21 protein-coding genes are annotated in these 26695 nt (G+C 42.1%); 8 read left to right on the top strand and 13 right to left on the bottom strand.

What is annotated here, in order from left to right:
* From HWQ39_RS21930 to HWQ39_RS21915, 4 genes are all read right to left on the bottom strand, one after another.
* Nucleotides 1-1310, bottom strand: a 1310-nt coding sequence (locus HWQ39_RS21930) for a tetratricopeptide repeat protein (protein ID WP_292849538.1), incomplete at its 3' end; no start/stop codon positions are given.
* 54 nt (nt 1311-1364) lie between these two features.
* Complete coding sequence (locus HWQ39_RS21925; RefSeq protein ID WP_292849536.1) at nt 1365-1742, bottom strand: hypothetical protein; 378 nt, start codon at nt 1740-1742, stop codon at nt 1365-1367.
* A 301-nt stretch (nt 1743-2043) separates the two neighbouring features.
* A complete protein-coding gene (locus HWQ39_RS21920) occupies nt 2044-2439 on the bottom strand; it encodes an agenet domain-containing protein (protein WP_292849534.1) in 396 nt (131 codons plus the stop codon).
* Between the two features lie 298 nt (nt 2440-2737).
* Entirely contained in the window at nt 2738-3691 is a 954-nt protein-coding gene (locus tag HWQ39_RS21915; protein ID WP_292849532.1) for a lysylphosphatidylglycerol synthase domain-containing protein, read from the bottom strand.
* Nucleotides 3692-3847: 156 nt separating this feature from the next.
* On the opposite strand from HWQ39_RS21915, the gene HWQ39_RS21910 reads away from it, so the two are divergent.
* Both HWQ39_RS21910 and HWQ39_RS21905 read left to right on the top strand, forming a co-directional pair.
* Nucleotides 3848-4807, top strand: coding sequence for an alpha/beta hydrolase-fold protein (locus HWQ39_RS21910; RefSeq protein ID WP_292849530.1), 960 nt, complete (start codon nt 3848-3850; stop codon nt 4805-4807).
* A gap of 518 nt (nt 4808-5325) precedes the next feature.
* A complete protein-coding gene (locus HWQ39_RS21905) occupies nt 5326-7029 on the top strand; it encodes a S8 family peptidase (RefSeq protein ID WP_292849528.1) in 1704 nt (567 codons plus the stop codon).
* 168 nt (nt 7030-7197) lie between these two features.
* Here HWQ39_RS21905 and HWQ39_RS21900 read toward each other — a convergent pair whose 3' ends face one another.
* The 4 genes from HWQ39_RS21900 to HWQ39_RS21885 all read right to left on the bottom strand — a co-directional run bounded on the left by HWQ39_RS21900 (nt 7198) and on the right by HWQ39_RS21885 (nt 11727).
* Entirely contained in the window at nt 7198-8679 is a 1482-nt protein-coding gene (locus HWQ39_RS21900; protein ID WP_292849526.1) for an HlyD family efflux transporter periplasmic adaptor subunit, read from the bottom strand.
* Between the two features lie 101 nt (nt 8680-8780).
* Entirely contained in the window at nt 8781-9656 is an 876-nt protein-coding gene (locus tag HWQ39_RS21895) for an SDR family oxidoreductase (protein WP_292849524.1), read from the bottom strand.
* Nucleotides 9657-9955: 299 nt separating this feature from the next.
* Nucleotides 9956-10858, bottom strand: coding sequence for a S1 RNA-binding domain-containing protein (locus tag HWQ39_RS21890; protein WP_292849522.1), 903 nt, complete (start codon nt 10856-10858; stop codon nt 9956-9958).
* A 128-nt stretch (nt 10859-10986) separates the two neighbouring features.
* A complete protein-coding gene (locus HWQ39_RS21885) occupies nt 10987-11727 on the bottom strand; it encodes a dienelactone hydrolase family protein (RefSeq protein WP_292849520.1) in 741 nt (246 codons plus the stop codon).
* Nucleotides 11728-12038: 311 nt separating this feature from the next.
* Here HWQ39_RS21885 and HWQ39_RS21880 point away from each other — a divergent pair, with 311 nt between their 5' ends.
* Together HWQ39_RS21880 and HWQ39_RS21875 are read left to right on the top strand one after the other, a co-directional pair.
* Nucleotides 12039-13022 (top strand): GntR family transcriptional regulator, encoded by a 984-nt coding sequence (locus tag HWQ39_RS21880; protein ID WP_292849518.1) that lies wholly within the window; start codon nt 12039-12041, stop codon nt 13020-13022.
* A gap of 133 nt (nt 13023-13155) precedes the next feature.
* Nucleotides 13156-13734: a Uma2 family endonuclease gene (locus tag HWQ39_RS21875; protein WP_292849516.1), complete on the top strand. Its 579-nt coding sequence runs from the start codon at nt 13156-13158 to the stop codon at nt 13732-13734.
* On the opposite strand, the gene HWQ39_RS21870 is transcribed toward HWQ39_RS21875, so the two are convergent.
* The 4 genes from HWQ39_RS21870 to tig form a co-directional block, all read right to left on the bottom strand.
* Nucleotides 13706-14626 carry an alpha/beta hydrolase gene (locus HWQ39_RS21870; protein WP_292849514.1) on the bottom strand — a complete coding sequence of 307 codons (921 nt, stop codon included), beginning with the start codon at nt 14624-14626 and terminating at the stop codon, nt 13706-13708. The genes HWQ39_RS21875 and HWQ39_RS21870 overlap by 29 nt on opposite strands.
* Nucleotides 14627-14722: 96 nt before the next feature.
* Complete coding sequence (gene clpX / locus HWQ39_RS21865; protein WP_292849512.1) at nt 14723-16063, bottom strand: ATP-dependent protease ATP-binding subunit ClpX; 1341 nt, start codon at nt 16061-16063, stop codon at nt 14723-14725.
* A gap of 9 nt (nt 16064-16072) precedes the next feature.
* Nucleotides 16073-16771, bottom strand: coding sequence for an ATP-dependent Clp endopeptidase proteolytic subunit ClpP (clpP, locus tag HWQ39_RS21860; protein ID WP_069071412.1), 699 nt, complete (start codon nt 16769-16771; stop codon nt 16073-16075).
* Nucleotides 16772-17103: 332 nt separating this feature from the next.
* Complete coding sequence (tig, locus tag HWQ39_RS21855; RefSeq protein WP_292849510.1) at nt 17104-18543, bottom strand: trigger factor; 1440 nt, start codon at nt 18541-18543, stop codon at nt 17104-17106.
* 835 nt (nt 18544-19378) lie between these two features.
* On the opposite strand from tig, the gene HWQ39_RS21850 reads away from it, so the two are divergent.
* The 4 genes from HWQ39_RS21850 (at nt 19379) to HWQ39_RS21835 (ending at nt 24713) form a co-directional block, all read left to right on the top strand.
* Nucleotides 19379-20416: an aspartate-semialdehyde dehydrogenase gene (locus HWQ39_RS21850; protein ID WP_292849508.1), complete on the top strand. Its 1038-nt coding sequence runs from the start codon at nt 19379-19381 to the stop codon at nt 20414-20416.
* Between the two features lie 120 nt (nt 20417-20536).
* The gene (gene dapA / locus HWQ39_RS21845; RefSeq protein ID WP_292849506.1) at nt 20537-21421 is read left to right on the top strand and encodes a 4-hydroxy-tetrahydrodipicolinate synthase; all 885 of its coding nucleotides are present in this window, start codon (nt 20537-20539) and stop codon (nt 21419-21421) included.
* Between the two features lie 276 nt (nt 21422-21697).
* Nucleotides 21698-23470: a ribonuclease J gene (locus HWQ39_RS21840; protein WP_292849504.1), complete on the top strand. Its 1773-nt coding sequence runs from the start codon at nt 21698-21700 to the stop codon at nt 23468-23470.
* Between the two features lie 865 nt (nt 23471-24335).
* Nucleotides 24336-24713 carry a Mo-dependent nitrogenase C-terminal domain-containing protein gene (locus HWQ39_RS21835; RefSeq protein ID WP_292849502.1) on the top strand — a complete coding sequence of 126 codons (378 nt, stop codon included), beginning with the start codon at nt 24336-24338 and terminating at the stop codon, nt 24711-24713.
* A gap of 110 nt (nt 24714-24823) precedes the next feature.
* Here HWQ39_RS21835 and HWQ39_RS21830 read toward each other — a convergent pair whose 3' ends face one another.
* Complete coding sequence (locus tag HWQ39_RS21830; protein WP_292849500.1) at nt 24824-26680, bottom strand: caspase family protein; 1857 nt, start codon at nt 26678-26680, stop codon at nt 24824-24826.
* Nucleotides 26681-26695: the final 15 nt, after the last annotated feature.

Raw genomic sequence — 26695 nt, 5'->3', positions numbered from 1 at the left:
TAGAGTACCGCTAGGTTGTTGAGACTTTCTGCGACATCTGGATGTTCTTCACCCAAGCGCTTTTTAGTGACTTCTAAACACTGCTCATACCAAGGTAAAGCTTGGTTATATAAACCTTGAGCTTCATAAAATATAGCTTTGCCGATGAAAGGCCAAAATAAATCATCATCGCTGACGTATTGAATCAGATTATTCGCTACTTCAGCTATATGAGAAATGGCAGGAGAAACGGCGGTGATTTGCTGAAGGGTGGGTGTTTCAGGAATATCTTGGCCAACTCTTACCATTACCCAGCAAAGCGATCGCTTTAATTCCTCTACCTTATCTAAACCTGTACACTTATATTGAAAAAACTCTCTCAACAGTGGATGTAGTTGATAGATTCCCTCACCTTTGCGCTGGAGTAAATGCAGATTCAGCAAAGTATCATCTCTAATTTCCTCTAACTCTTCCTCCTCTTCTTCTGGTAAACACTGTTCCACCAACTTCCAAGGTATAGGTGCGACTGCAAATAAACTCAATAAACAACCCAATTGCTTATCACTGTCTTCTAATTCTTGCCAACTCAACTCAAAGGCTGCTAACACACCTCGTTGTGCTGTCATGTCGGCTTCCGACTTAGATTTAGACAGGGAACGCTCATCTAATCGCTTGTTCTCTAACCGCCGCAACATTTCTGCTAAAGATAAATCCTGTTTCCTCGCCAAATATCGCCCAACTAATTCCACACCCAAAGGTAAATATCCCAGCCACTCACATAACTGATTTGCTAAAGCTAATTCTTTTTCAATTCGCCCCGGTGTTTCTTTGAGTAAAGACTTTAATAATTCCAGCGCCGCTTCTGGTTGCAGCACATCCAAAGATAACTGTGCGATGCGTCCCAACTTCTGGCGCGTAGTCATCAGCACTTTAAAGCGAGAAGGTAGCGACTGTAAGTAAGGCTTGACTTCCTCGTAGTCACTGACATCATCCAACACTAGCAGCACATCACCCTTACGCCAACGCCGCCAACAGTATTGCACTTGCGCGACTATATCAAAATCTTCTGGTGGCTTTAAATCAAGCTGCGTTCTCGCAAACTGCACAACTTGAATGCCCACATCTCCAGTTTTTGGCAGCAACCAGCAAAGCCCACCGTTGTAAGTGTTGCGTTGCTTGCTGGCATATTGTAAAGCCAGTTCTGTTTTACCAACTCCACCCATGCCAGCGATCGCAGCAATGGCTACTTGTTTATTATCCTGCAAAAGTTGGTGAAGATTTTGCAATTCCTCTTCACGCCCGACAAACTTCTCTACCCCACTCAGGGGCAAATTTTGCGGTATTTCAGTAGAAGAAACTATCGATTCCCCTTGGGGCGACTTTAGTCAGAAGTTTAAGGTGTTACCAGAAATGGTATTAGTTCCACCTTTAATATTTATCCCCTGCCAATTTTCAATAATAGTGTTCGTCAGTTGAGGTTGTGCTTCATTGGCTACAGCTTCCACAGTTTGGGCAATTTCAGGATCTTTCTTTGCCGCTTCCTCTACCTGCTGCCCAATAAGATAAGCCTGATTGTAATCTAAAGGTTGTGTTTTAGCCTTTTCGATAAGCTTCGCTGTGCTAGGTTCCTTGCGTTTCAGCAGAACTAACAACTTTTCGCCTTCGTTCCAAGCCTTTTCGCCGATGATTTCACCAGTTTTTTCAAAGGCTTTGATGATTACCAAGGTTGCGATCGCACCTGCTGTCAATGATACTGGCTCCATAAGTTTGCCGAAGTATACGAGATTTCACTTATGATTCTCAGTTTAACAGAGCTAGGGCGAATGGAATGAGACTGTTGGCGAATTAATAGGGAGTCTAACCCATCATTCTTGATTACTCTGATTTCAGTCCGTTTCAACGGACTTGAGCTATTAGCCCGAAATTTATTTCAGGGCGGGAAAGCAACGCCAAACCAATCTTTTAGGGGTGAGTAACTACGGTTTCTAACCACCCTTTTAAATTTTAAGGGACGACTCCAACAGGTGAAATCGTCCCTTTAAACTTATAAAAGTGAAATATTCTCTATCTGCTTACTCTGGAAGGTTCAACCCACTCATCCCAAGAGCTATCGTAGCCATCATAAGTAATTTTATAATGATCGTTACTAACTTCTAAAACCTGTCCTGGATACCATTTACCCTTCCACAAAATTCTCACTGCATCTCCAGCTTGAAATGATACACGAAAGCGTTCAGCATCAACCCATTCATTCCAAGAACTGCTGTAACCATCGTAGGTAATATAGCACTTCTCATTATCATTATTAACCTTAAGTACCGTTGCCGGATACCATGCTTGCTTCCAAAGAACCTCAGCCTTTTGTCCTACAGAACAGGGTGAAGCAGCAAAAGCGCTAGGAATTAATGTCCCTACCCAAGTTGCCATAAAGATAGCGCCAAACAATACTTTGTTTTTCATGATTATTTCTCTCCTCAAACAGTAAAACGGAATTTTGATGGTGATTTATGGAAATCTACTTCAAAATTTGCAATTAAGCTGTTACTATTTTTATGGAGTTAAATTAGCGATCGCCTCAGCAAAAATTAGGAATTTATGCTGCCATATATGAAGTTAGTGCCGCAGGATTCCGCATTCAAAATAAATAGTAGTTACCGATTTTACTTAGTTTCTCTAAATTAAAATAGAAAGGCTTATATCCCCGACTTCTTCAAGAAGTCGGGGATATTGTTCTTCGTAGTCATACTGAAGCTCAACTTTACAATTTATTGATATTTTTTAAACTATTGGCTCTAAATCTAATTTCATATATTCCCAGCAAACCTGCTGCCAGCAGCAAAGGTAAAAAGTAGTATATTCCCCGATAAGCTAATAGTGAACCCAAAACTGCTGCCGCCGAAATTTTATCAGAGATAAACAGCAAAATCACAGTTTCAAATACACCCAAACCGCCAGGAATATTACTAACAACACCTGCAAACATACCTAGTAAATAAATTCCTAAAAATTCTAGATAAGACAAAGGTGTATTGCTAGGAAGTATGGCGTAAAGAACCAACGCAGCCAGAATCCAATCAAAGCTAGAAATTGCAATTTGAGCTAGGGATATTGGCAAAGAAGGAAAACGAAAATCTTGCTGACGAATGGTTAATGTTTGTTTAATTAAAATGCTTCCCAACAAGTAAATAGCAATCAACAGCAAAAAAATTACACCGATGGGACGTACTGTTGCAAAAGGCAAATGTAATTGTGTGGGGATTGTCAAAGGGTTGATCACAAATATTAACCCAGCAACGGCAAACATTCCCAACCAAAAGGTAAAATTAGCGAAAGCAATTACTTGAGCGATCGCAACTGCTGACACTCCCCAAGTTGAGTAAAATCGATAACGGATAGCACTGCCAGTCAGCAAGGCAAAACCGATGGTATTACTAAATGCAGAGCTAATAAAGCTAGTGAAAGCTATCTTATTCCAACTTAAAGAACGATTAATGTAATTAAAACCTAAGATATCGTACCCAATCATCACTAGATAGCCCAAAGCAGTCAGCCAAATTGCCCAGCTTAAGCGACTTTTGGGAATAGTAGCTAGAGAGTTGAGGATATCACGATAATTATACTGACGTAATTCGCTAGCGATCGCCCACAAAGAAAGTACCAGCAACAACAAGCCAAACAAAGAACTGAAATTGAGTCGCAACTTTTTAAGCATCGTGAAGAAACTTATCCTAACTCTTGACTTTATAATTTACAACCAGTCGTAAAGTTTCCATCCTGTTGACACAGCATTGACATATCACTTGCATAAGCTTTTGAAAACAAGCACCGACTATCCAATAATGCCTTGTTTGGCCAACACCCTTCAAAGATGAACTACAAACAATCTAAAATTCTCTTGCTATTTTCAGTATTAACTCTAGTTGGCTGTAATTTCTCCCAAAGTGTCGTCGCAAAACCACTGCAACCGCAAAATTTACAAACAGCGCCTCCCATTATTCCAACCCAAACTACTCTCTTAACCTACAAAATTGAAACCTACGATAGTAAAGCAATGGGTGGAAGTCGCACTTATGGCGTTTCTTTACCTCCTGGCTATGAAAAAAACCCAAAAAAAAGCTATCCTGTAATCTTTCTTCTCCACGGTGGACATGGAAGCCCCAATGATTGGTTTATTCAGAATAAGGGACAAGCTCTCAAGACTGTGGAACAACTTTATACTACAGGCAAGTTGCCACCCAGCATCATCATTACACCAGATGGTAACGACAAACGCGGCTCCAGCCCCTACTGGGACTCCCAATACATCGATGGCCCTAACGGTAAAGTCTCCACAGCCGTAGGGAATGAGTTAGTAAAAGTTGTGCAAAGCCGTTATCGTACACTAACTAACCCAGATTTTTGGGCGATAGGTGGTTTATCTTCAGGTGGTTGGGGTGCAATAAATGTCGGATTACACAACGTAGATCATTTCTCGATTTTATTTAGTCATAGTGGTTATTTTCATGATAAAAGTGGCCCGGAAAATAGCCCAATATCTTATATTAAAAACATTCCTTTAAAAGCTCAAAAAAGATTGAAAATTTACCTAGATTCTGGCATGTCAGATAGTGAAGAAATTGACGAAGCCGAACAATTTACTAAAGTTCTAAAAAAACTCAAAATTCAAAGCTTATTTCGTCAGTTTCCCGGCAGTCATACTTGGCAATACTGGCGGGAACATTTAGCCGATTCATTGACATTTGTCGGTGAGCAATTTCGCTCTTCTGAAATAGCACATGGAACTGGTAATTCAAGTCTTAATGCTCAGAAACATACTCAAAATAATTAGCCATCTTTGAGTAATAAATTAAACATAACTCTTGTGGGGCGAGCATCTTGCCCGCCCAGCTTATGCAATTTAAATTATCTCGTTCCCAGTCTCCGACTGGGAATGCCGTCATTGAGGCTCCGCCTCCCTTGCCCGCGGCAGAGCCACCAAGAGCAGCATTTCCCGACTCCGACTGAAAACGAGGTTTTGTTTTAAAGGAGTTTCAGCTTAAGTTGGCACCAATGGGCAGTGCCGTGCCCCTACGGGTGTACCTTACGCTTGTCGGGAAATGCTATAGAAGCATAATGCAATTACTTTTTTATCCCACCAATTTATACTTAAACTCCTACAAATTTAAGACATTAACAAACATTCCACTATTGATTATGCTTTTTAGTAGTAGAATTAGCATTTTGTTCTGAGATTACATAGTAATTATTGACAATGAAGCTTATTCACACCTTAAAATCTTTTTCTTGTAAAGATTTTAAAGCTTCAATCTGTCAACAAATGATTACTATCTTTGAGAACCAAAACTTATGCCTATTGATGATGTTAATAGCAATGTATTCTCAAATAAACAGTTAAATGCCACTTCAATTTCCTCTTTAGATAGCTTTCACACAAATGATTACTACAACCTCAAATTTAGCGGACGTAGTAGCTATAAATCAACTGATACTGATGTGCAGTTGCTAAATAATGGTGACTCCGAAAATACCAGTAACGCTACTACTAATGATTTTAGTGCAGAAAATTATAACTCCACTAATGGTTATGGCTTAATTAATGGAGCAGCAGCAGTGGCTAAAGCTATTGGTCAAAATACCTTTGCTGATGTTCCCGATCTTGGTGGCAATAATTGGGGAGCAGACCTTGTAAAAGCACCAGAAGTTTGGGCACGGGGATACACAGGTAAAGGTGTTGTTGTTGCTGTTTTAGATACTGGAGTTGACTATAACCACGAGGATTTAAGTAATAATATCTGGACAAATAGCAAAGAAATTCCAGGTAACGGTATAGATGATGATAGCAATGGCTATGTTGATGATAGTTCCGGCTGGAATTTCTCTGATAATAACAACAACATCCTAGATAAAAATGGTCATGGAACTCATGTTTCTGGCACGATCGCAGGAGAAAATAATAACTACGGTGTCACTGGTATTGCCTACGATGCCAAAATTATGCCTGTCAAAGTTTTAAATGACTCTGGCTCTGGTTCCTATAGTTCCATAGCGAAAGGCATTCACTACGCTGTAGATAATGGAGCCAATGTAATTAACCTCAGTCTAGGAGGCGGATCTTCTAATCGTACTCTAGAGTCAGCCATTAAATATGCCAGCAGCAAAGGAGTAATTGTCGTCATGGCAGCAGGTAATGATGGTGACTCATTACCAGGTTATCCCGCGCGCTACGCCTCCAAGTCGGGAATTGCCGTTGGGGCAGTAGATCAAAACAATAACATGCCTGACTTCTCTAACCGCTCTGGAACCAATGAAATCTCTTATGTTACAGCCCCAGGAGTTAAAATCTATTCATCAGTTCCAAATAATCAATATGCCACTTATAGCGGCACTTCTATGGCTACTCCCCACGTTGCTGGTATAGTTGCCCTGATGCTTACTGCTAATCCTAACCTGACCGATGCCCAAGTACGTCAAATTGTCACAGAAACCGCAGGAAATAGTACACAAACTACAAATTCTAGTTTAAATATTTCTAATGTCAGTTCTCTAGCAAGTCAGGTGATTGCAGAAACCAGAGGAAATAATACACAAACAACAAGCTCTAGTTTTAATTTTTCTAATGTCAGTTCCCTGACAAGGCAGGTAATGTCTGATAATAATCTGCTAGGGGTCTATGGACAAACTGCAAATTATCTGACATCACAAACAAGTTCTAGCTTTAATAGTTCCTATTTTGGTTCTCTAATGGGTCAAGCAATTATCGGAACTGCAAAATATCTAACACCAGAAACTATTGCTAGTTTGAATAATTCTGATTTTAATCCTGTGATTGGTCAGGCAATAACGGAAACTGCAAAATATCTGATATCAGCCGAAGGTAATAACGGATTAGCTAATCCAGACTTATGGTCGCAAGTCCAAAACTATGAGGAAATTCTGGGGAACATCAATGTGGATAGCAGTGAAGATGAGAATAATATTGATTATGGCAAACTACTAGAGGGGATGCAAAAACAAATAGAACAGTATAGAAAATTCTTTGGTCTTGCTTGAAAATTATAATGATTTCCAGTTGACTCCAATACAGAACCAATAGTATTCAGTTCAGTTAGTGTCAAAGCCTTAAGTTGTGTAGGTTGGGTTGCAACACCGTTGGGTTGAGCAAAGTGTAGGGGCAATTCATAAATTGCCCCTACCGTAGGCTGTTGACTGCGTATAAACCTACCTAACTGAAAATGCTTCGTTGAATCGTCGTGTCACTGGCTCGGTAATAAATGTCAAAATTGACTTCTTCCGAGTGACAATTTCACCTGTAGCAGCCATCCCTGGTGTAAATTCTACTTCTTGACCCCGGACGTTGACTGAGTGTTTAGTTAGCCTAATTCTTGTCGGAAAAACTAAGCCTAATTCTTTATCAATAATTGCATTCGGACTGACTTGCGCGACTTCGCCTTCCACAATGCCAAATTCTTGGAATGGGAAAGTCGCCATTTTAACTTTTGCTTTCATTCCTTGACGAATAAACCCAATATCGCGGTTAAGAACTTTCACCTCTAAGAGCATTTCTTCCCCTTCCGGCAAAATTGACACCAATTCTTCGCCCGATTGTACTGGCCCCTTGGTGGCTTTGACTCTGTAAATAGTACCAGCAACGGGAGCTTCAATCGTTTCTAAAGCTTGCTGCTTTCTGGCCTGTTCTAATTGACCTTGAACAGTTGTCAGTTCTTCTTTACGCTTGTTAAACTGCGTCAAAATTTCACTTTGGCGTTCTGATACTACACGTTGAACCTGATTACGTGCAGCTTTGTAAGCTTGTTCTGCTTGGCGAATTTCTTGGACTTGGGCGGCAGTGTCTTTTTCTAATGATGTGACTTTATCTTGAGCCTCTGTTATTCTATTCTGGGCATTGGTTACTTCATCTTGTGCTTTAGTGATTTCTGTTTTTGCACGAGTTAATCTTTCTTGGGCATCTATGTAATCGACACGAGGGACAGCGCCAGGAGTGATTAGAGTGCGTAGGCTTTTTTCTCTTTCTTGTGCAAGTGCCAAATTGCTTTCAATTTTAATTCGGATGCTATCTGCGTTGGCAAGGTTGGTTTGAGCATTTACAAAGCTGCTTTTGGCGTTAACTGAGTTGTCTTGCAATCGCGTCAAGCGAACTTTGGCTTGATCGATAAGTGCCATTTGGCGATTTGCTTCTGCTTCTGCTGCTGCTTGACGCGCTTGGTAGTCTTGCAGGCGGGAGTTTAAAAGTTCATCTTGCAGTTTCGTCCCAGTAGTTTTACCTCCGGTGCGTTCTGCATCCAAACGTTGCAAATCGTCTTGAATTAATCTAGTAGATTTCGCAAGGCGGGAAACATCGGTTATTTTCAAGTCTGGATCTTTTTGAATCAGAACTTGACCTTTAGTAACGCGATCGCCTTCTTGCACTTTCACAGCGACAATTGACCCTCCACCCAAGGATGTCACCGGTCTTACCTGTGTGGAAGCAATTAATTCCCCTGGTGCTGTTGCTACTTCATCTATTTGCGAGAAGTGCGCCCAAGCGATCGCTCCAAATACGACGACGCTCATCGTTCCCGCTAATAATCTAGTGTATAGAGGTGGCAATTCCTGTACTGCTTTACCCAATTCATAAGTGAGTTGTTCCTCTGGTTGGGCGAATCGCTCTTTTGTCTGACGTGCTTGAGCAGCATTTACCATATATTTTTATCCTTTGTTATTTGTCATTAGTCATTTGTCCTTTGTCATTTGTCCTTGGTTATTCAGTAATGACCAATGACTAATGACTAATGATGTTTAATTCAAACTGCTAAATAGCGCCGCAGAAAATTGTCTAATGTTTCTAACTGGAAGTTATAAATCGCCTCTAAATTGGCAATTTCATCTTTTGTACAGAAAAATTCATTTGCTAGCAATGTGCGGTAAGTTCCCAAAGCTTTTTGGATTTGGGGATTAAATAAACCCAATGCACCCTGTAACCCATCAACAACAAATAGTGGTGAGTTAATTATTACTGGTTCTTTGGTGAAGATCCGACCAAAAATTCGGGGAATATCTTCTCGTAATAAAATCTCTGGCCCTCCGACGGGTAAAATCTGATTGCGAGCGCCTTCAACTGTCACAGAATCTACCACTATCCTTGCCAAATCATCGGTACTGACAATTGAGGTACGGTTTTTGCGATCGCCAATCAGCAGATACAATCCCGTTTCCCGAAACCGTTCTACCAGTGGCAGCAAGTTAGATGCTAATCCAGCTGGGCGTAAAATAGTGTAATTTAAGCCACTAGCTGCCAAATATCGCTCTACTGCTCGTTTGGCTTTGAAAACCGGAGCATCTTCATATCCGCGATCGGCTCCCAATACGGAAATAAAGACAAAATGCTCTACACCATTGGCTTTTGCTTGGTCAATGAGTTCAATATTGGCGCGGTAATCTAAAGATAGGGCATCACTATCAGAACCGTGGGCGCTAATAATATATTGGACACCCCGACTCGCTTTCTGGATATCTTTTTCCTCAAGCAAGTCACCAATGAAAATTTCTGCACCTCGGTGTTCTAACTCGCTGTAGCGTGAGTTAAGGCGGGCAAATGCCCGTACAGACTGTTCTCGTTGTCGTAAGAGTCTCACAACTCTGCGACCAATTCCTCCGGTTGATCCAGTTACTAGAAACATATAAATACCTAAATTGAATAGTTACAGCGTTTATAGTTGTCAAAATGCTCGATATATGCTCAAAATTCATTGAGCAATACTTAAATAGAGATATGAGCATATTTTTATACTTTGTTACCATGCTCAAGGTATTTTCACACCAATAAGTCACACCTTATTTATTTTAATACTCTAAAAATTATCCCCCATATCTTATGTAGATGCAGGGGATAGGTTAATGAGATTAGTTTTACTGGCTCAACAAGTTTATAGCTTCTTCAAGCGACATCTTAGCTTTGTGCAAGCAGCCCACCTCAAAACTATTCAGAGGCTTTGTTATTAGCTCTATGAGCACGCGCCTCGGCCGAAGCCATCACCTCATCGAAATTCTCTAGCACTTCGCCAGGAAAGTTTTCTAAAACTCTGGTAGAAAGAGCAACCCGCCCTTTACCTTCATCCAAGTCGATAATTACAGCTTTAATTGGCTGGCCAACTTGAAATACTTTTTCTAAAGAATCAATGAATTTCTGGCTTACCTGCTTGATATGAAGTAGGGCGCTCATCCCACTTAAATCGACAAATACACCAAAAGGTTTGATGCCAGTAACTTTACCTTCCACCAGTTGACCTAGTTCTAATAAGCTGAAGTTGCTAGAACGAGTTGCTAAACGCTGGGAAAGAATGAGTTTATTGGTATTGCGATTAATTTCCAAAAAACCCACAGTCAGATTTTGACCTTTGAGTGCTTCTAAATTATCACGCTCTGCTAGGTGCGATCGCGGGATAAATCCCCGCAAAGAAAGAATATCGACGGTTACACCACCTTTATTCACACCCGTAACCCGTACTTGTACAGTTTGAGTATTCTCCTGCATTTGGGTCAGTCGTTCCCAGATGTGCTGAATTTCCAACTGCTTTCGAGAAAGGGTCACTTGACCTTCTGCATCCTGATCTCGGATAATCAAAAACTGCATTTCCTCTTGCAATGGCAGCACCTCCGATAAATCGGTAACTGCTCTCAAAGAAGCCTCATCGCGTGGGAGAAAAGCTGACGACTTACCACCAATATCGACATAAGCGCCATCATGGTCAAGTTGGAACACTTTGCCATGTACAACTTGTCCCTTTTGAAATTGGTAGTCATGTTTTTCTAGTGCTTTGGCAAAATCGTCCATTGTAAAGGGCGAATTGGCTGTTTGAGAAAGTTTCGATTCGGAATTCATGACTTTTGAAGATTAATTGTTATTTGATATGGTGCAACTGAAGTTTAGATTGTCATTTGTCATTTGTCATTTGTCCTTTGTTATTCACCAATGACCAATGACTAATGACAAACCTGGCTGCGTATGCTTCAGTTCAGTTGACTAAAGAGTTGTTTTACTTGCTCCCAAGCATCGGCCGCAGCTTTAGGATTATAACTGGCACGGTGGTTACAGAAAAATCCGTGATCAGCTCCATCGTAGCGAAACACACGATGAGGAATTTTATATTTTTCTAACTCTGTTGCAATCTCATCTACTTGTTCGGCTGGAATGCTAGCATCTTCTGTGCCAAAGAAGGCATAGAGAGTACCTGATATTTCTCTGGTGCGGGTGACAGTAGGAGCTACGCCTCCCGGTGTGCGAGTGGTAATTCCAGCACCGTAGAAGGAAGCTGTAGCTTTAATATCTGACAAGGTGGCTGCAAGATATGCAACATGACCACCAAAGCAGAAGCCAATACAGCCAAAACCATCTTTTTTGACTTGAGGCAGATTTTTGAGGTAGTCAATTGCTAGTTGAATATCGCTCAATAACTCTGAAGCTTGAGTTTGCATAGCGTAGTTTCTGCCCGTTTCAATATCTTCGGGTGTGTATCCGGTTTCAAACCCAGGAGCAATCCGTTGAAAAAGTGCAGGCGCGATCGCTACATACCCAAATTGGGCAATCCGTTCTGTAACTTCCCGAATGTGAACATTGACACCAAAAATTTCTTGTAATACCACGACTCCTGGGTAAGAACCAGATTCTTTTGGTTGCGCCAAATAAGCAGACACTTGAATATTATCTTGCAAAAGATTAACCGTTGTGGTAATTGTTGCTTGCTCTGTCATAATAATTTTTACCAGTGCCGTGTGATTAGCCGTGTGTTTATTTGATATAACTATGCCAGTATGCCCAGCTTTTTTCTAATTAAATTATCAATTACCAGTAGTGAGCGCATTAGAAATTTCTCCCAGAAAAACTTTATATGTAAATAAACATATTTGAGATGTAGCAAATACATCTGTACACTGAAGGAGTGCTGAGTTAAAAGTGCTGAGTAGGTAAGCAACACTTAATACTCAAACCTCAGCACTCAAAACTCAGCACGGACTAAACGCCCCGCTACCGCTAACAGCACTTAGTATTAGGAGGTTTGGTGATGATTCAATTCCGTATTCAGCCAGACAGCGAAATTCCCGCATCAACCCAGCTGTTTAATCAAATCCGATTTGCGATCGCTTCTCGACAATATCCCCCTGCTTACAAATTGCCAAGCACACGGGCGTTGGCAATGCAAACGGGGTTACACCGTAATACCATAAGTAAGGTTTACCGTCAACTAGAGGAAGACGGATTTGTTGAAAGTATGGCTGGTTCGGGTATTTATGTTCGTGCCCAAGGTCATGAGGGCGGTAGTAGGCTGCAATCACCAATTCTCAAACAAAATCCTAATGCATATCAAGTTGTCCAGCAAGCACTTGACGAGTTGCTCTCCCAAGGATGTTCGCTAAATCAGGCTAGAGAGCTATTTTTAGCGGAAATTGACTGGCGCCTGCGTTGTAGTGCGCGGGTACTGGTTGCAGTTCCATCTTATGATATGGGTGCTGGTGAATTGATGGTGTATGAATTAGAGCGATCGCTAAAAATACCAGTCCAGTTGGTAGCAATGGAAGAATTAACAGCTGTGCTAGATAAAACTACCTCTGCGACAGTCGTCACCAGTCGATATTTTATCAGTAATGTGGAAGCGATCGCAGCTCCAAAAGCTGCACGAGTAATTCCTCTCGATATCTACGACTACAGCAAAGAACTCAGCATCTTGAAAACCCTACCAAAAGAAAACTGTGTAGGCATAGTTAGCCTCAGTTCCGGGATTGCAAGAGCAGCAGAAGTCATTCTCCACGGTTTGCGGGGGGATGAGCTGCTAGTGATGACTTCGCAGCCAAAAGACGCTTATAAACTTCAGGCAATGGTTAAACGGGCTGAGGTAATCATCAGCGACCAAGCCAGTTTTGCGGCAGTACAAGCAGCCGTGCAAGCATCTGATGAAGATATTATTCGTCCACCAAAGCTAATTAAGGTTGAAAATTATATCGGCGCTAACTCGATTAACTTGCTGAAACGAGAACTAGGTTTGAGTTAATTCAAAGGGTAAGAATCGCACAGACGGACACACTTAGCAAATAACTCAGGATTATGATTGGGGAAATACAACCCTACGTTGGTTTGTTGGAAGCAATCAAGTCGATGTATATCTGAAACTGTTGAGAGGCGATATGAGCATCCCAATTCTGGACTATCCCATACAAGAGAAACTAGTGACCGTTGCCGATGTTTCTTGGGAGGAATTCAAAGGTATTGAGGTACAGCAAAAGGACAACCCTAATGTCCGACTCTCTTATTTGTCACGAATCTTAGAAATCATGTCGCCCATTGGAGATAAACATGAGTACGTGAAAACAACTCTTGGATACTTGCTAGAAGCTTACATGAGAGAGTTGGGAATTCGGTTCTATGGTCGTGGTGGGTATGGTTCTGGCACACCCGATGAGTCTTACTGCATTGGCAGCAATAAAGAAACTCGTGACATTGTTACTAGCGGCACAATTAATCGAAAAGAGTTATACAAACCCAAGAAAGTGCCTGAAGTTTGGTTCTGGAAATCTAACCAGATAAAAACGTTTCGTTTAAATCCGGCTGACGAGTATGGAGAAGTACATCGTAGTGGTTTCTTTCCGAATTTAGACCCAACTTTGTTGCTGCAATATATCGGGCATCCTGACCAGTACGACGCTGTTGCCTTGTACAGGCTATCTGAAAAATCAGTTAACTCAGCTGTGGCTCTGGCGTGTTAATTTGCAAAAACTCTTGTACCCGTTGCAGATAAGTTGGTACATCTTCCAACATTGGGAAATGGGCTGTGTTGGGAATCATCACAAATTCCACTTTGTCGCTCAGTGCAGCTGCTTGACGCCCCATCTCGGCTGGAATAATCTTGTCATACTCCCCCGCCACGAGTAAAGTCGGCACTGTCAACTTAGCAAACTCTTGTGGCATCACTTCAGCTTGAGCCTTACTGACTGAAGTAAAAATTGTTCCTATAGCTGCATCATAATCTGCTTCCAGAAAATCTTCCAAAAAAGCTTGCCGCTCAGAATGTAGTATGGAACTATATAAAAATCTGGCCATAAACATTCGGTCAACAAATGGGATTTTGCTTAACCATTTGGGACGGAATTTCACTACATAGCCACCGAATTTATGAAAGGCACTAAAGGATTTTTCGTCATACTCAAAAATGCCGCTACAAGTTAAAATTCCTCGTTCAACTCGTTGGGGATAGCGGTTAAAAAATAAAGTGGCAACAGAAGCGCCCATTGAATGAGCATGAATATAAGCACGCTGAATATGCAACCCATCTAGCAAAGCTGCCAAATCATCAGCGTATTCCTCTAACTCATAGGTTAACTCTCTGATTGCCTCTGATTCTTCCTGTGGGGACTCAGATTCAGCAACAGCTTCACTTACTTGGGCGATGGTTGGCTTCCCACGAGAACGGCCAAATCCGCGCAAATCGTAGAGTAAACAATCAAATTGCTCTGATAAAGCATTAGCAGTATTTTGCCAATACCTAGCCGAACCAGCCCAACCGTGGATGAAAACCATCACTGGTTTGACCAAAGAACCAGATGGTTTTTTCACCCATTCGTAGTAATGCTCAACGCCACGAACATTAATATAAGGCATTAGTCATTGTCCTTTGTCAGTTGTCATTAGTCCCTGTTACATGGTTATTATTCCTTATTTTTTGACCAATGACTAATGACCAATGACTAATAACTATTAAGCTGATTCCGGCTTCGGTAATGAAGATGGATGTATTATAAGTTCAGCAGTCGATCGCTTCTCGACCATTTCCCTTGTAACTGTACAGCGTGTCACATCCTTACGGGATGGTAACTCATACATTACATCCAACATTAATTCTTCGACAATACCACGTAATGCTCTCGCACCAGTTTTACGGCGGTAAGCTTCTTGAGCGATCGCTCGTAAAGCATCTGCTTTAAAATCTAATTGGACATTATCCATCTTAAGCAGCTTTTGGTACTGCTTCACTAGGGCGCTACGTGGTTGAGTCAGAATAGCCATCAGCGCTTCTTCATCTAGCGGATCTACTACTGCTACCATTGGCATCCGCCCAATAAACTCTGGAATCAGGCCAAATTTTACTAAATCATCCGGTTCTAGATGGCGAAGAGTGTCTGCTGCTCGTTTCTCCTTCGATTGGCCTTCTCCCGGTTGCACAAAGCCTATTGCTTTTTTGCCAACTCTCTGATCTACAATCTTGTCTAAGCCTACGAAGGCACCACCACAGACGAACAAAATATTACTTGTATCAATCTGGATGCAGTCTTGATAGGGATGCTTGCGCCCTCCTTGAGGTGGTACATTGGCGATCGTTCCCTCTAACATTTTCAGCAATGCTTGTTGCACGCCTTCGCCAGAAACATCACGGGTAATTGACGTGTTCTCACTCTTACGAGCAATTTTGTCAATTTCGTCAATATAAATAATTCCCCGTTGGGCTTCCTCTATATCCAAATCTGCCACCTGCAACAGTCGCAGCAAGATATTTTCTACATCTTCTCCCACATACCCCGCTTCCGTCAGCGTCGTCGCATCGGCAACGGCAAAGGGTACATCCAAGATTTTCGCTAGGGTTTGGGCTAAGAGAGTTTTGCCGCAACCAGTCGGGCCAATTAATAAAATGTTGGACTTTTGCAGTTCTATTGCATCATCCGCCCCAGGTTTGCCACTGGCTTTAGACTGAATCACCGCCAGTCGCTTGTAGTGATTGTAAACGGCGACTGAAAGCACTTTCTTCGCTTCGTCTTGACCAATAACGTGTTCGTCTAGATATTTTTTAATCTCTCTTGGCTTGGGTATTTGATTAAACGAAATACTAGCAGAGTGGGTACGCCGTTTTTCAGGTGGTTCTGCTCTTGGCGCTGGTTGTGCTGCCGCACCACTGGTATCGAGTAACTCCTCGTCTAGTATTTCATTACACAAGTCAACGCATTCATCGCAGATGTAGACTCCCGGCCCCGCGATTAACTTACGCACCTGCTCTTGAGACTTGCCACAAAATGAACATTTTAAATGGGAGTCGTACTTAACCATACCAGCCTCTTATTTCAGAATGGTGACGTTTTCCCCTGCTACGGGAAGATTTTGCCTGGAAATGACCTGATCAATCAAACCGTAGTTTTTTGCCTCTTCAGCCGACATAAAAAAGTCACGCTCAGTATCAGCTTCAAGTCTTTCTAAGGGTTGACCAGTATGGTGAGCCATTAACTGATTCAACTTAGCCTTAACATAAAGAATTTCTCTGGCTTGAATTTCAATGTCAATAGCTTGACCTTGAGCGCCACCAAGTGGTTGGTGAATCATAATCCGGGAGTCGGGCAGAGACATTCGCTTACCGGCAGCTCCTGCTGTCAACAAAAATGCCCCCATGCTCGCGGCTAATCCAAAACAAATGGTAACAACATCAGGGCGAATTTGCTGTATTGTATCATAGATTGCCATCCCTGCGTAGACGGAGCCACCAGGAGAATTAACATACAGTTGGATGTCTTTTTCTGAGTCTTCGGCGTCTAGGAATAACAACTGAGCCACAATTGAGTTAGCTACGGCATCATCTATTGGTGTTCCTAAAAAGATAATCCGCTCTCGCAGCAGGCGGGAGTAGATGTCGAAAGCTCTTTCTCCCATGCCAGATTGCTCTATAACCATCGGTACGATGTTGCTAGGGCTGCTTAACTGGGAGTTAATGTTTATTCGACTTAAGTTGCTGATTGGGGAATTTCCCGACTGCGATTCAAGCATACAAGCTTTCTTTGACGATAATTTAGGACAAATGTTTCAGCAGCCGATGCTGCCTTTTCAACGAATGGAATTTGTATAAGCTACGTGTTAACCATTATGCCTCATATAATTTCCTCTCGTGTAACACAGTATCAAGCTCAGGCGATAACCGATGTCACTATTTGCCGAAAATTCATTAATTCTTTAATTATTTATCATGGGGCATTCGGCATTGGGCATTGATTATTTATCCCCTTGCTCCCTGCTCCCCCGCTTCCTCATCTCTCTTACCTTACCCATTTCACCAGTACTTTAACTCAGAACTGGTGAATTCATGGCTGTGAGATTTTTGATTATCCTTCTGTGACTTCTGTGGAAGTTTCGTTGTTTTCTTCCTCAGCCTGAGATGCATCAGCATCACCATCTGATTCTGCGTCTTCCGTTTCCTCGGCGGGACTCAAAGAACCTTCGGGTACAAGTTCAACTGATGAGTGTTCTAAAAGCCAATCAATGATTTTTTCGGTTAACAGTTCGTTTTCTACGATTGACCGCAGTTTATCTTCATCAACGTCCTGTTCCTCTGAGTATTGCTCCAAAAGCTCTTTGACTCTGGCTGCGATTTCTTCTGGTGTTACCTCGATAGATTCGCGTTTGCCAATTTCCCGCAAGGACAAGGAACGTTTGATGCGTTCAATTGCTTCAGTACGCGATCGCTCCCGCAGTTGAGGAATAATATCTTGAGTAAACAACTTCCTCACATCCAATCCCTGCTGAGATAGCCGCATTGCTGTTTGCGTTAGCATTGCATCCACTTCTTGCTCAATCAAGGTTGCTGGTAAGTCAACTTCTACGTGCTTAAGCAGTTCTGTTAACAAAGCTTCCTGCTTATTTGTTTTTGTTTTGTCGTCTGCCTCTTTTTGATATCGCTCTACCAAAGAAGCACGTAACTCTTCTAAGGTTTCAAAATCGCTGATTTCTTGAGCGAAATCGTCATTTACTTCTGGTAGCTCCTTTTCCTTGAGTTCTTTGAGCGTCACTGTGAAAGTTGCCGCTTTTCCAGCTAAATCTTCATTAGCATAAGGATCTGGGAACTGCGCCGCAATTTCTTTGGTTTCTTCAGGATTCATCCCCACTATTCCCGAAATAAAGCCGGGAATAAACTTATCCTCCTGCAACTCAACTTGAAAATCAGTTGCTTCGGCTCCAGGAATCGGTTCTAGTTCCGCTGCTTCGTCTTCGCCCTCAACTCTGGCGAATGAACCTTTAAAATCGACTACGGCAATATCGCCAATTTGGGCTGCACGTCCTTCCACAGGAATCAATGTCGCCAATTCTTGGCGTTCTTTATCCAGAGTATTGTCTACTCGCTCTGGATCGAACTTGACTTCTTCAGCCTTAGCTTGCAAATCAGTGTACTGCACTAAATTCACTTCTGGTTCTACATCGACAGCAGCCGAAATCGTCAGGGGTTTTCCCGGTTCATAATTATTAATCAAATCCTCAAAAGAGGAGCGCAATTGCGGCTGACCGATTGCTGGGATGGCTTCTTGTTTGACTGCTTGCTCAATGCCATCTTGAATTAGTTCTTCCAGCGCCGCTGCCTTGATTCGAGTCGTACCCAGCCGTTGTAGTAATATTGGCCGAGGCACTTTGCCTTTACGAAACCCAGGAATATTGGCAGTACTCGCCAAGTTTTTAATGACCTGTTCGTAAGTTTGCTTGGTAATTTCCGGCGTAATCTCTATTTCCAGGCCAATTTGGCTGGCGGGAAGTTTTTCCTGGGTGACTTTCATGCTTTGTCTCTAGTTTTCTGGTATTTTATACTCCGAGTACACACAAAACGCAATAAAATAATTGTTTGCGTTTATGGCTTAATGTCTCTTAGGGGTAATGGGAGTTTGCCAAAAGGTCTTGTGACATCCAAGGATGGATGTTTGTCCTGGGGCAAAGATCCAGTTTACTGCCAATGACCAAGGACTTGACATTTTACTTTCATAACAATTTGGTCATTGGGCATTGGGCATTGGTTATTCTCCATCTTCCCCTGCTCGCTCATTATTCCTCCACTCCCGAATCCCTTCTTACTCTCAGGAATTAATTATTCAGTGAGCTAATGCCGTGATATCCTGGTTCTCAACGAGTGGTTAGTACCCCAAATTAAAGTTATAGTATTGAGTCTAGCTATTTCTAAGTTATGGTACGACAGCGTATCCGTTAACCTAAGCGCATAGCTAAGTTTGTTTTGTACTTGTTTTGTGCATTTCGATCTTAGTAGTACATTCATCATCTTGGTGAACAACTTTTGTGTAGCCAAGATGTCTCTTGCCTTATAGGTGAGATGCCTGTTAAACGTCTAAGTGCAGATATCTACATTTTTCTGCTCAATGGCAGTTTATAGTTAAAAACGGATAAAATAAATGGATGTCCATAGTCGTAAAATTCAACATTACTTAACTTATTAAAGAAGCAAGCAAATAAATGCATTAATAAATATATAAAAACAGAGTAAATTAGAAAAAATCTAAAGCTTATTCAAAATCTATTTCCAGGCTGCGATCGCTAATTATATAAAAAATTGTCAATTGTTCCAATAAATTGCAGATAAGTCTCTTAAAGGAGGAAACAAATTTGTCGAAATCCTATCGTTTAGCTATTTTGGGAGCAACTGGTGCAGTTGGCACTGAGTTGCTGGAATTATTAGAAAACCGTAACTTTCCGGTTGCTGAATTGAAGTTATTGGCATCAGAGCGGAGTGTGGGGCGATCGCTACGCTTTAAAGGGGAAAATATACCAATAGAGCCAGTGAGCGATCGCGCCTTTGAAAATGTCGATATAGTACTGGCTAGTGCAGGTGGTTCCACATCCAAAACTTGGGCAGCAGTTGCCGTCGAAAAGGGCGCAGTGGTAATTGACAACTCCAGCGCCTTTCGGATGAACCCAGAAGTTCCCTTAGTAGTGCCAGAGGTGAATCCCCAAGCCGCAGCGCATCACCAAGGCATTATTGCAAACCCCAACTGTACAACGATTTTAATGGCTGTGGCAGTCTGGCCATTGCATAAAGTTAAACCAGTGCAACGCATCGTCGCTGCAACCTACCAATCGGCTAGTGGTGCAGGTGCTAGGGCAATGGCAGAAGTCAAAACCCAAACAAGCGCTATACTACAAGGACAGCCACCGATTGCCGAAATATTGCCTTACCCATTGGCATTTAATTTATTCCCCCATAACTCTCCATTAAACGATTTGGGTTATTGTGAGGAAGAAATGAAGATGGTGAACGAAACCCGAAAAATATTTGGCACGCAGCAAATCAGAATCACTGCGACCTGTATACGGGTTCCCGTACTCCGTGCCCACTCAGAAGCCATTAATTTAGAATTTGAGACTCCCTTTAGTGCGAAGGAAGCCAGAGAAATTTTAAATTCCTCCCCTGGAGTAAAATTGGTAGAAGATTGGGGAACTAACCATTTTCCGATGCCAATTGAAGCAACAGGTCAAGATGAAGTTCTAGTGGGAAGAATTCGTCAGGATATTTCCCATCCTTGTGGCTTGGAATTATGGTTGTGTGGCGACCAAATCCGTAAAGGCGCAGCATTAAATGCAATCCAAATCGCCGAATTGTTGGTAGAGAAAAATCTACTCAAACCATTAGCTATTAGTCATTAGTTATTAGTTAAGTGACAAAAGACAAAAGACTAATGACACTTGAAAGCAATTTGCAGATAGGTTATTACAATAGAGAACCACCAAGATATAAAAACATGGGTAATCAGGAGTGAAAAAAGGGTGGGAGATTTTGGCAATGTTTTAACCGCTATGATTACGCCATTTAAAGCAGATGGTAGTGTCAACTATGATGTAGCGGCAGAACTGGCGGCGCATCTAGCTAACAATGGTACAGATACATTGGTGATGTGCGGCACAACAGGAGAGTCCCCGACGCTAAGTTGGGATGAGGAATACCAGTTGTTTGTCGAGGTATTGCAGTCCGTGGCCGGAAAAGCCAAGGTCATCGCAGGTTGTGGATCAAATTCCACTAAAGAAGCGATCGCAGCCACCGAAAAAGCGTCTAAAATAGGAGTACATGGTTCCTTACAAGTTGTTCCTTATTACAACAAACCGCCACAAGCGGGATTGGAAGCGCACTTTAAGGCGATAGCACAAGCCTGTCCCGACTTACCATTGTTGTTATATAATGTGCCCGGTCGTACCGGACAAAACCTTCAGCCAGAAACAGTTGCCCGGTTAGCTGAGGTTAACAATATTGTCGGGATTAAAGAATCCACTGGTAGTATAGATCAGGCAAGCGAAATTCGCCGCTTGACACCAAAAGAATTCCACATCTATTCTGGTGATGATTACATGACTTTGCCCTTGTTAGCGATCGGGGCAAAGGGTGTGGTAAGTGTAGCTTCTCATCTGGTAGGAAACCAACTACAGCAGATGATCCAAGCTTTTAGTGCCGGAAAAATTGAGGTAGCAAGCGACATTCATCTCCAACTGTTCCCGTTGTTTAAAGCCCTATTTCTCACTTCAAATCCAATTCCAGTGAAAAAAGCACTGAAACTTCAAGGTTGGGAGGTTGGTTCAACTCGTCTGCCCCTATGTGAAGCTGATGTAGAAGTCAGTCAAAAATTAGAAGCGGTTCTGAAAGAACTTAGTTTAATCTAGCCACCAACTAGTTAAGCATTGCTAATCTACTCATTACCAAAGATACATATAAACAACGATCATAATTGTTCATAAATTGCAATTTAAAAACCTGTGCTAGGACTGATAGATATACTATGAATCCTTGAGTGTACAGTCGATTTTATTGAATAAAAAATTGAAATCTTCAATTAAAACTTGATTGCTTTCAGACTGACTTAAGAGACAGATGATGTCTTAAATGCAAGTTCGTTAACTATCAACTTAATTAACCACAAGTAACAATCTAAGGAGAAAATGGCTAAAAACGAAGCTAATAATTCCGCCTTGAAAATTATTCCTTTGGGCGGTTTGCACGAAATTGGGAAAAATACCTGTCTTTTTGAGTATGACGATGAAATTATCCTGTTAGATGCGGGATTGGCTTTTCCTACAGAGGCGATGCATGGAGTAAATATTGTTTTACCAGATACGACCTATCTGCGGGAAAATCGCCACAAAATTAAAGGGATGATTGTTACTCACGGTCATGAAGATCATATTGGCGGGATTGCTTTTCACCTCAAGCAATTTGATATCCCGGTGATTTATGGGCCCAGATTAGCAATGGCAATGCTAGAGGGTAAATTAGAAGAAGCAGGAGTCCGCGATCGCACAGAAATAAGAACAGTTTTACCACGTGATGTAGTGCGAATTGGTAAAAACTTTTTAGTTGAATATATCCGCAATACTCACTCCATCGCTGATAGTTTCACTGTTGCCATTCATACTCCCCTTGGTGTAGTCATTCACACAGGGGATTTTAAAATTGACCACACTCCAGTGGATGGTGAAAAGTTTGACTTGCAACGCCTAGCAGAACATGGTGAAAAAGGCGTTCTTTGCCTCCTAAGTGATTCTACTAATGCTGAGACACCAGGATTTACACCTTCGGAACGCTCAGTTTATCCCAATCTGGAGAGAGTATTTAGTCAAGCACCTGGGCGACTATTTGTCACTACCTTTGCTTCTAGCGTCCATCGCATTAACATGATTTTGGATATTGCGAAGAAGCAGAATCGTGTAGTGACAGTTGTCGGACGTTCCATGCTGAACTTGATTGCTCATGCCCGCAATTTAGGTTACATAAAGTGTGAAGATAATCTGTTGCAACCATTGCACGCAGTCCGCAATCTCCCTGACGAAAAAGTTTTAGTCTTAACTACAGGTTCTCAGGGTGAATTAATGGCAGCAATGACCCGCATTGCCAACAAAGAACATCCTCACATTAAAATCCGTGAAGGAGATACGGTAGTCTTCTCTGCTAACCCAATTCCCGGAAATACCATCGCTGTAGTCAACACCATTGATAAATTGATGATTCAAGGTGCGAAAGTGGTATATGGTCGAGATAAAGGAATCCACGTCTCCGGTCACGGCTGTCAGGAAGAACAAAAACTGATGATTGCCTTAACCCGACCGAAATTCTTTGTGCCATTTCACGGCGAACATCGGATGTTGGTGAAGCACGCAGAAACGGCTCAGAGTATGGGCATTCCCGCAGAAAACACGATCATTATTCAGAATGGTGATATTGTCGAACTGACAGAAGATGCCATTCGTGTCGCTGGTAAAGTGCCATCGGGTATTGAATTGGTGGATACTACTAGTTCGGGTATGGTAAGTGCTAAAGTCCTGCAAGAACGGCAACGCATGGCTTCAGAAGGCATTATCACGATCGCAGCTGCCATTGATTGGAATGGTAAACTGTTAGCAAAACCAGAAACTCACCTGCGGGGTGTAGTAACAAGTGTAGAGCGATCGCTGTTACAAACTTGGGTAAAACAACGCATTGAAGAAATCCTGACTGTGCGCTGGACAGAATTTGCTCCTGAGCAAGGTGAAGCAGCAGATATAGACTGGGGTGGATTGCAAGGAACTTTAGAACGAGAATTGCAACGTTCCATCCGTCGGGAATTGCAATGTCAGCCATCTGTAACTTTGTTGATGCAAATCCCTGATGAGCCACCTGTAAAAGTTGCTGATGGGAGAAGGCGACGCACTCGGACTGCTGCTCAGGTAGCATCATAGAGAATTTAAGATAAAAATTCCATACAGAGAGAAGTTTGAGCAGTGGTTTTCATGGCTTAAACTTTGATTGGCGCAAAGACACAGAATTTTTCTGAACGTCTTTGCGCTTTCTTTTATCATGGGTATAGAAATTATCTATATATAGTTATTGGAGGCGATCTAACTTGTTAGGTTGCTGTCGCCTCGAGCAACTCCAACCAATATCTCCTCATTGTTCTCGGCTGCTAAAATAAACAAATCTCTCCACTGCTCAAAGTGGTCAAGACACTATCCTTCCCAACTTTCATCTCTTGCAAACAGTGTACTGGAAGGAGGAATTGCCCTGTAAAGTACAGAAATACCCATAAGCAAGTTCATCTGATTTTAACGCTTCAGACTATATCATTCTCAAATTACGACTGCAAACCTAAGTTTTGTGAAATGCAATCGATGCTAATCGATCAAAAATCAGTGCTTCTACGGCATTCAGCCATCAATCAATAGAACACACTTACGTGAGAAAGTGGGAACACCGAGAGGAAAAAAGCCTTCTAGAGTATTACTGATGTTTATACTTAGCAAAAATACTTTCAGAAAGACCTTATATTAAGTTCTGTAAATGTTACACTAAAACCTATCCAATGACGGATGTCTTCATTAAAATTTAAACTGTGTCAAGTTATGAACAAGATCGTAATATTACACTACCGATCCCCAGAAATTTGCGATTAACTTGACGTAGTAATAAATTAGGTTCTGACTTAAGTGGCTAATCAGGTATTACATTATATCGCAGTCAGAACGCGATTTTTCCGGGAAAGTTCGTTGCCACGTTGTATATATTCATCAAAAAGGTGAATAGCCTCAATAACACAGAGGGTTAACCATGAAGGTATTCGACAATACCACAAAAAGGATTTTTCTGGCTAGCTGGGTATCAATCAATCAAGCAGAGACTACTGACCATAAAACAACCCAGCTTAACCATTCTCCTTCCAAGCCTTACTGGGATATTCTCCAACCCTTACGGCAGCGAGTAGAAAACATTCAAGTCCGCGATCGCCAACTAGCTCATCGTTTGTGCAAACTGATTCCATCTCAATGCCCCTTTGAGCGCGATGTCAAATTATTTGGGAAGACCTTGTTTCACATCCCACCCATGTGCAAGCTCAACCCCTTATATGAAGAAGTGGTTGGTTTACGTTTCCGAGCGTTGTGCTATCTAGCCGACGAGTGTGGCGAAGATGTATCGCAGTACTGCTAATACTGAGATATGAACGCTGAGGAAAAAGTTAGGAGTCAGGAGTAAAAGGTCGGGGATCAATAATATAACTCCTAATTCCTAACTCCTAACTATTTTTTATTATTTTTTTACTATTTCTTTTGCCATTTTTGAATGGCATCCTGAGCATCTTCATAAGCGGCTGTTTCCTCTGGCACTAAAGCAGCGGTGGCAATTGCGGCATTACGTTCTCCTTCGGCGGCGCGACGCTTGGCCAGGTCTAAAATTTTCTCACTCCATTTGTTGATCGATTTCTGGGCTGTATCGAAGCCTGGTTGATCTGCTGGTACTTTCTTGGCAACTTCAATCGCTCGATTATAGGTAGATGCCTGTTCAGACTTAATTAAGGCATTAGCTGCATCTAAAAGAGTTCTGTTGCTCACATACTGTTTACCCTCTAGCCGCCACAGGTTAATTGCTGCTTGTGCTTTGGCGTAGGGGGCTTCGTCTTTGGTGATTAATCGAGCCGCAGCAATAGCGCTGGCATACTGTCTTTGTTTAGCACGACCTTCTGCTAAATCTAAAATCATCTGGCTCCAAATCTGAATATTCTCTTGAGCTTGTTCGTACAGTGGTTCACCCGATTGAATTTTTCGGGCTGTAGCGATCGCCATGCTCAAATCGCTCGCCTGAGTTTGTCTGAGCGACATTTTCGCCAGGTCTAATACTGCTTGATTCCGCTTTTTTGACTCGGAATTAGAGACTATTTGGGCGCTAGATTGATTTTTGAGTCTAACTGCTGGAGTACCATCGCTTGGTAAATTCTCAATAACTTGGCGATCGCTAACATTGGTATTGGGTGATGTGCTTGATATTTGCTTAATTCTGAAAGTTTCTTGATTACGGAGAAAAACTACAGCGATTAAACCTGCTACCAGCAAGCTGCCTCCGCCCCATAAGATAAACTGTTTCCAAAAAGGGATGCTTGGCTGATTCGCTGGCAATCGAGAGACGTAACCTTTTGAAGAATTGGGGATAAATCTTCCTGTGGTATTGACTCCTAAAGAAGTTTCCGCCATTGGCTGGGCAACTAAGCTGCTACTTGACCCCTGGACTTTTTGACTTTTCACCTGTTGGGAGGATTTCACAGTAGCTTCTCCTCGTCTGCTCCGATCTGCTGAAGTTCTAAAGGAATCATCGAGGGGAGGAGCTGCAAGGGCAACAGCAAAAGATTCTTCGGGATAAATCACCGATTCTGCTTGAAAGTCGCTTTCCACTGCCAATTCTGGCAAGATTACTTGCTGCCTTGATGGGATGATAGTGGCAGGGTTTTGGACAGGACGCCAGTGGTGGTGACATAATTTTGGCACGATCAGGCTGAGGTAGCTTTCTAAATCTGCTAAGTTGCTACCATTACCAGAACCCAAAGCTTCTAACAAAGCTGCTGTAAAGAATCCGTGACCTAATTCGCTACTCTCATGGGAAAATTGCTCTGGTTGGCAAGAAAGAATTGTCGCAAGTTGTAGCTCTTGGGCTAGTTCTATGGTTTCTTCACCAACGGGAGCATCTGCTTGAGTGCCAAAAGCGCGGTTGATATCAAGCAGTAACAATACATTTAAGTCAGCAAGTTGCAGACTTTGCATTAGCGATCGCAATTCTATGCCAGTCTCTTGTACTAGTTCCGGGTTGCCCTCTGCTGGCATTAAATAATCTTTGCCCTTGTAGTTGACTCCATAACCGCTAAAGAATAACCACAGATAGTCTTCTGGTTGCCAACTTCTTGCTGCCAAATCTTCAAGCAGCAGTAAAATATTCTCCTTTGTCGGGTAAGTTGATCTATCCCCAATCGGTGGCGAAGTATCTGTCATGACTAGACAGTGTTCGGGGAGAAAACCTGCCTCTGTCACCAAAAAATCGTCTAGTGCCTCAGCATCCGCTTGGGCACAACTTAAAGGTTGAAATAACTGATATTGATTGATGCCAATCGCGATCGCCCAGTAATTTGCCATCCCGCTCTTTGTCAG

The sequence above is a fragment of the Nostoc sp. NMS8 genome (genome assembly GCF_017115045.1).
GTDB lineage: Bacteria > Cyanobacteriota > Cyanobacteriia > Cyanobacteriales > Nostocaceae > Nostoc.
This window is presented reverse-complemented; position numbering and strand designations above follow the sequence as displayed.

Coding starts and splice junctions, on each gene's coding strand:
- HWQ39_RS21925 (WP_292849536.1), bottom strand. CDS start 1,742: ATGGAGCCAGTATCATTGACAGCAGGTGCGATCGCAACCTTGGTAATC.
- HWQ39_RS21920 (WP_292849534.1), bottom strand. CDS start 2,439: ATGAAAAACAAAGTATTGTTTGGCGCTATCTTTATGGCAACTTGGGTA.
- HWQ39_RS21915 (WP_292849532.1), bottom strand. CDS start 3,691: ATGCTTAAAAAGTTGCGACTCAATTTCAGTTCTTTGTTTGGCTTGTTG.
- HWQ39_RS21910 (WP_292849530.1), top strand. CDS start 3,848: ATGAACTACAAACAATCTAAAATTCTCTTGCTATTTTCAGTATTAACT.
- HWQ39_RS21905 (WP_292849528.1), top strand. CDS start 5,326: ATGCCTATTGATGATGTTAATAGCAATGTATTCTCAAATAAACAGTTA.
- HWQ39_RS21900 (WP_292849526.1), bottom strand. CDS start 8,679: ATGGTAAATGCTGCTCAAGCACGTCAGACAAAAGAGCGATTCGCCCAA.
- HWQ39_RS21895 (WP_292849524.1), bottom strand. CDS start 9,656: ATGTTTCTAGTAACTGGATCAACCGGAGGAATTGGTCGCAGAGTTGTG.
- HWQ39_RS21890 (WP_292849522.1), bottom strand. CDS start 10,858: ATGAATTCCGAATCGAAACTTTCTCAAACAGCCAATTCGCCCTTTACA.
- HWQ39_RS21885 (WP_292849520.1), bottom strand. CDS start 11,727: ATGACAGAGCAAGCAACAATTACCACAACGGTTAATCTTTTGCAAGAT.
- HWQ39_RS21880 (WP_292849518.1), top strand. CDS start 12,039: ATGATTCAATTCCGTATTCAGCCAGACAGCGAAATTCCCGCATCAACC.
- HWQ39_RS21875 (WP_292849516.1), top strand. CDS start 13,156: ATGAGCATCCCAATTCTGGACTATCCCATACAAGAGAAACTAGTGACC.
- HWQ39_RS21870 (WP_292849514.1), bottom strand. CDS start 14,626: ATGCCTTATATTAATGTTCGTGGCGTTGAGCATTACTACGAATGGGTG.
- clpX (WP_292849512.1), bottom strand. CDS start 16,063: ATGGTTAAGTACGACTCCCATTTAAAATGTTCATTTTGTGGCAAGTCT.
- clpP (WP_069071412.1), bottom strand. CDS start 16,771: ATGCTTGAATCGCAGTCGGGAAATTCCCCAATCAGCAACTTAAGTCGA.
- tig (WP_292849510.1), bottom strand. CDS start 18,543: ATGAAAGTCACCCAGGAAAAACTTCCCGCCAGCCAAATTGGCCTGGAA.
- HWQ39_RS21840 (WP_292849504.1), top strand. CDS start 21,698: ATGGCTAAAAACGAAGCTAATAATTCCGCCTTGAAAATTATTCCTTTG.
- HWQ39_RS21835 (WP_292849502.1), top strand. CDS start 24,336: ATGAAGGTATTCGACAATACCACAAAAAGGATTTTTCTGGCTAGCTGG.
- HWQ39_RS21830 (WP_292849500.1), bottom strand. CDS start 26,680: ATGGCAAATTACTGGGCGATCGCGATTGGCATCAATCAATATCAGTTA.